The organism is Alphaproteobacteria bacterium, from assembly GCA_018662925.1.
Taxonomy (GTDB): Bacteria; Pseudomonadota; Alphaproteobacteria; order 16-39-46; family JABJFC01; genus JABJFC01.
Genome location: JABJFC010000032.1, coordinates 1 through 4,909, shown reverse-complemented (window position 1 = coordinate 4,909; position 4,909 = coordinate 1). Strand labels below are relative to the sequence as shown.

General features: G+C 36.5%; 2 protein-coding genes. Both read left to right on the top strand.

The features are described 5' to 3' along the window. The first annotated feature begins 162 nt into the window (after nt 1-162). The gene (locus HOL16_02370) at nt 163-2,493 is read left to right on the top strand and encodes a hypothetical protein (protein ID MBT5389539.1); all 2,331 of its coding nucleotides are present in this window, start codon (nt 163-165) and stop codon (nt 2,491-2,493) included. 184 nt (nt 2,494-2,677) lie between these two features. After that, nucleotides 2,678-4,777, top strand: coding sequence for a hypothetical protein (locus HOL16_02365; GenBank protein MBT5389538.1), 2,100 nt, complete (start codon nt 2,678-2,680; stop codon nt 4,775-4,777). Nucleotides 4,778-4,909 lie beyond the last annotated feature (132 nt).

Below are 4,909 nucleotides of genomic sequence, written 5' to 3'. Positions count from 1 at the left end.
AATTATATTTCTTAAGAAGGGGTTACGTTTTCACCTAAAGAGTGTAACCCTTTTTCTCTCCTTTTCCAGCTATTTCCTCGCTCTCAGAGCTTTTTTTAATTCTCTATCGCGGATCCTGGGGAGGAGTTAACTGTTAAGTTTGAATTTAAGGAAGATGGTAGGGTGAATCTGGAAGGACGAACAGATTCTGCGAGTTGCGTTGCTGAATTCATACCGAATCAAAGCCCAAATGTTTATGATGATATACGTCAATTTTTAAACAGAAATAATACATCTACAGCACGGCTAATATTAACTTGGAACAATAATAGTGAGATTCAAGTAGAATGCATGGATGATTCTGCAATCAAAATACTTTTCGAATATGAAGTTCCTATCCAATTTGATCCAACTCCAAGATTAAACGAGTTAACAAGCGAGAAAAAATCAGAAGTTATTGTTGGTTTCCGAGGAACTCCTGAAAGTTCATTCAAAGATCTTAAATCTGAGGTCCCTCTTGGTGAGTTTTCTTGGGGAGTAAAAGAAATAGTTGAACTTCCCTATCTCCATTGGGATGGAAGGTCTCTTTGTTCAATGCAAGCTCATGAGATGAGTTCTATCCCGCTAGACTTGCGAGAGTGGGCAGAAAAAAATGAATTTCCGATAACAGACCATTGGCGTTTCAATTCTAACATCCCAGATGAGGAGTATGTTGTAAAACATGCTTTTGGCGCAAGTCGGTACAGTCATTATGCTTTAGAAGGAAATCCAGAAATTGTTGGAACGAATTACATTTTTTCGGCTGGAAATGGAGACTTTTTTGCAGTTGAAAAACATAAAATCCAAATGAGAGAAGTGGTGTTACTTCAAGGAGAGCAGTTAACAGGAGATGGAGTCTGGGAAAGCCAAACAGAAGATCCATTTTCTGAAACTGTGTTTCCTTTGGAAGTAGAAATCATAAAAAAAACACCCTTTAAGATAGAGTTTCCTGAAGGGGCTTTTTGGGATATACCTGTGTCTAATTGGTCAGGGAAGGGTTTTTATCAAAATCAGTCTTTATCACGTTGGGCTCCCATGATTCCAGAAGAAGCTTCGAAAGTAAGAGTTTTAACAAGAACGCAAAGTGAGACAGATTCTTTTGGATCAGTAATGAGTATACCTTTTTCTCTTTTAGTGGAAAATTTGGAAACAGTGAATTCAGCCTTAGCTACGCTACAAAGATTTAAAACTTCAGAAAATTTCGAGCCCTACTTACGAAAAATACATTTGGTTGAGGGCACTCTTGATCATTTGAAAAGCTTAACTGCTCTTAAGTTTATTAATGGAAAGCCTGATGAGCATGAGATGAAAGTCAGTGGACTTAATTTTGCTGATAGTCCTTTGTCAGATTCGGAATTCTCGGAATTAATAACCGCTATAGGAAAAGCAAATTTTGGAAATATTTCAGTTGCTTTAAATCCTGATCAAGTAACTCCTTTTTTGGAGAAAATAAACTCTCGTAGCAATTTTGTCGATAGTGTGTATGTATCACATTTGCATTTAAAGGAAACTGATAAACAATTAGGAGTTTTGTGTCGCCTAGAGGATAAAATAAAAGGACTTGAGTCTGTCCAAGTTGAAAAATGTAAGGAGCACGAAGATCTTGCTCATTTTATTCATAAACTCACATCTCAAGAGGAATTTCAGAAACTTGAAATCATTGATACTGAACTAGGGGTCGAAGTCGCTGCGTTTGAAGCATTATTCAAGTCTGAGCAGTTTAGAACTCTTGGATTAGAGTTAAAAGGAAACAGTAAGCTGTTTTCGGAAAAGACTAAAACAATTCAATTTTTAGGACTTGTATCAAACTCAGGTAGAGACAAAACTTTTGTCATCCCTAAAATTGATTTAGATAATTATTCATTTCAGGATGGGGAAGTGGATCAACTTGTAGAGGGATTAAAAAGAATTAAAGGGCTCAAAACATTCTACTTGAGAGATGTAAACACCGTACAGTCTGAATCGATTCGCATCCTTAGCACTTTAAACCCCCCTCACAGAAATCTGGAAAAACTTGATCTAGTGAGACATAATTTTTATGGTTTAGGGAAAGAATTAAAGGACTCTTTGCAACATCTCTCTAACCTTAAAACATTATACCTTCATGGAATTGGATTTTCAGCTGAAGAGGCCTTAAGATTTTCCGAAGAGGTTCATAACTTTGAGGAACTTAAGACTCTTTCCTACAGTGTTCCACAAGCTTATACCAAAAGTAATTTTAAGAAAAAGTTTGTTTATTATGGAGTTGCTTTTGGAGCTTTTGGACTTCCTGGTGTGGGGGTAACGTACCTATTGATGGGAGAGGGTAATAAAATTGAACAGCTTATATCAAATCTAGCAGGTGCACCTAATCTAGAAAAATTAGACCTTTACCCTGATGATAGAGCTGACTTAGCAGTGCTTAAAGATAAAATCAAAAAAATCATCAGTAGTAAAAAAGATTTATTTTCCAACATAAAAATCTCTATAGGATAGGGGGAATACGATGAATATTTTCCGAAAGTTTCTCTGTTATTTATTGGTCTTAATTCTTATTGATTTGCCGGCTATAACCTATGCTAACGGAAGCTTAGAGGTTGCTCAACTCAGTGATTTGGATTCCACTTGGTCTTCATGTCACAGAGCAGGAACACAATCCTTCCGACGATCTGAGGATTTTTTGCCAGGTCAAAGCTCCCTGAATTTAGAAAAATCCGAAGATGGCTATTATATTTTTCAGTTTCAGAAATTAGATTTAGAAAATGATAGGACATTACAACTCTTTGGTGAGGGAGATCATATAGGGACTTTGCAACTAAATCATGGATCACTCGCAATCAAAGATCACGGGATACATAATTTCCGTTTGGAAAGTTATCTACAGGTCGAAAACCTAGACGCTCATATTGGTGGACATCTTGAATACGTTTCTCCTGTTTCATCGTCAGGAATTTTTAATATATCAACAGGAGGAAACTTTCTTATCAAAGAAAAAACTTCTCTGAATTCGGGAGTGTTTGATGTTGGGGGGAATTTCTCAGTAGAAAAATATCTCCACGCTGAATCAATTGAGGCACAAGTTCACGGGTTGGCTAGTTTTTCTTCAAGGGTAATTGCTTCAGATGAATTAACCCTTAAGGCTCGTCAACTTAGTGTTCAAGGAATGCTTAAAAGTGTTACGGGCTCTATTAATCTTGAGTCCTCTGAAGATATTTCTGTTGCTGAGAAAGGGAGTATAAGAAGTTTTGAAGAACTTAATTTGAAATCAGGGGCGACGATTCAAAATTTCGGCAGCATTCGAACGGCAGGAAATATCAAGATTGCTGCACAAAAATATGAAGAAATATCTGCATCTGAACTTATTGCGAAAAAATTCCTAACTGTTTTAGGCGGTAAATTCCAATTTAAGGGAAATGTGATTTCTCGAGAGGGAATTGCTTTGAAAGAGCTCAGAGAACTACAGATTATGTCTGGCAGCAACGTTAAAACGGAAGGTTTTTTTGGAGGTAAGGTTGAAGAGTTTATCGTGGAGGCGGAACAACTTGAAGAAAAGCATGGAAGTTTAATTGCAAAAACAGCCCTTTTAGCTTTAGGAAACTTTCGTAACGGTGGCTCAATCACATTTAATAATAGCGCCTCGCTCAGCATTTCTGGTCAATTTGAAAACAAAGGAAATATGATGATCTCTGGCAGTTTAGATTCAGAGATACATCAGTTACTCAATTCTGGTTCTTTAGAGTTTGAAAAAGCTTCGATGAGAGTTGGTATTTTTAAAAATCAATCGAGAGGGATCTTTCAAGTTACAGATAAGTTAGAGATCAAATCTGAAAAGTTCATAAATCTAAATTTGGTAAGAATTGGAAAGAGCCTAACAACATTTGGAAGCTCATTTGATAATAAGGGAACAATTGAAGTGGGGACCTTATTCACAGGAAATAATGAGTATATCAACAATACAGGTGACATTTCTTCTGGCGTTTTTATAAATCTAAATTCTAAAGCAATGAATTATGCCAATAAAAGCCATTTTTCAGCACCTTATGTCGTTATGAGGTCTAAGGGAAATATCAACTTTTCACCACAATCAAGGTTAGATGCAGATACTCATGTATCTCTGCTATCAGGTCTTGATTTGAATTTTTTAGGAACCTTAAGGCAAGATCATAAAGGTTTACCTGGTAATTTTTTGTCCTCAAGGAACTTGGAAGATAAGGCTCTCAGAAAACACATTCGAAATTTAAATCCCGTTGTTTATTTATCTTCAGGCAGAAATATGGAATGTGCGGGGAACTGCTCTCTTAGAAGCGCTAAGTTGCATATAGATGCTAGAGGGAGATTGATTCAAAAGGGATTGATGAATTCAGGATTTTTTAAAGGAAATAATGTTACTATTAATTCAGGTAGCATGAAAGTATTAGGAAAAATAAAGTCAGTGGATGATTTATTTTTCTCTACATCAGGATCAATAGAAGTCTGGGGAGAGCTTTCTGGAAAATCTGTGCAAAGCCACTCTCAGACGGCAGATATTTTTGGGAAAGTGCATTCAGAAAAGAAAGCATTATTCACAGCTCGAGGGTTTTTCAACACCTATGAATCAAGTGAGTTATACGCTGAGAACTTATCTCTGTTGTCAGAAAGGATGATTTTAGGAGGTCACACAAGCGCATCTGATATATTCTTAAGAGCAGAGACTGATTTAGAATTTACCTCTGGATTTGCTGCAACCGGAAAAAGTTTAACAGCATTTTCAGATAATATCACGATCGGTAGGGATCCCTAGATCCGAGATAGAGAAACAAAAAAGCTCTGAGTACGAGGAAATAGCTGGAAAAGGAGAGAAAAAGGGTTACACTCTTTAGGTGAAAACGTAACCCCTTCTTAAGAAATATTATTATGAAGCTAGCATCATTTT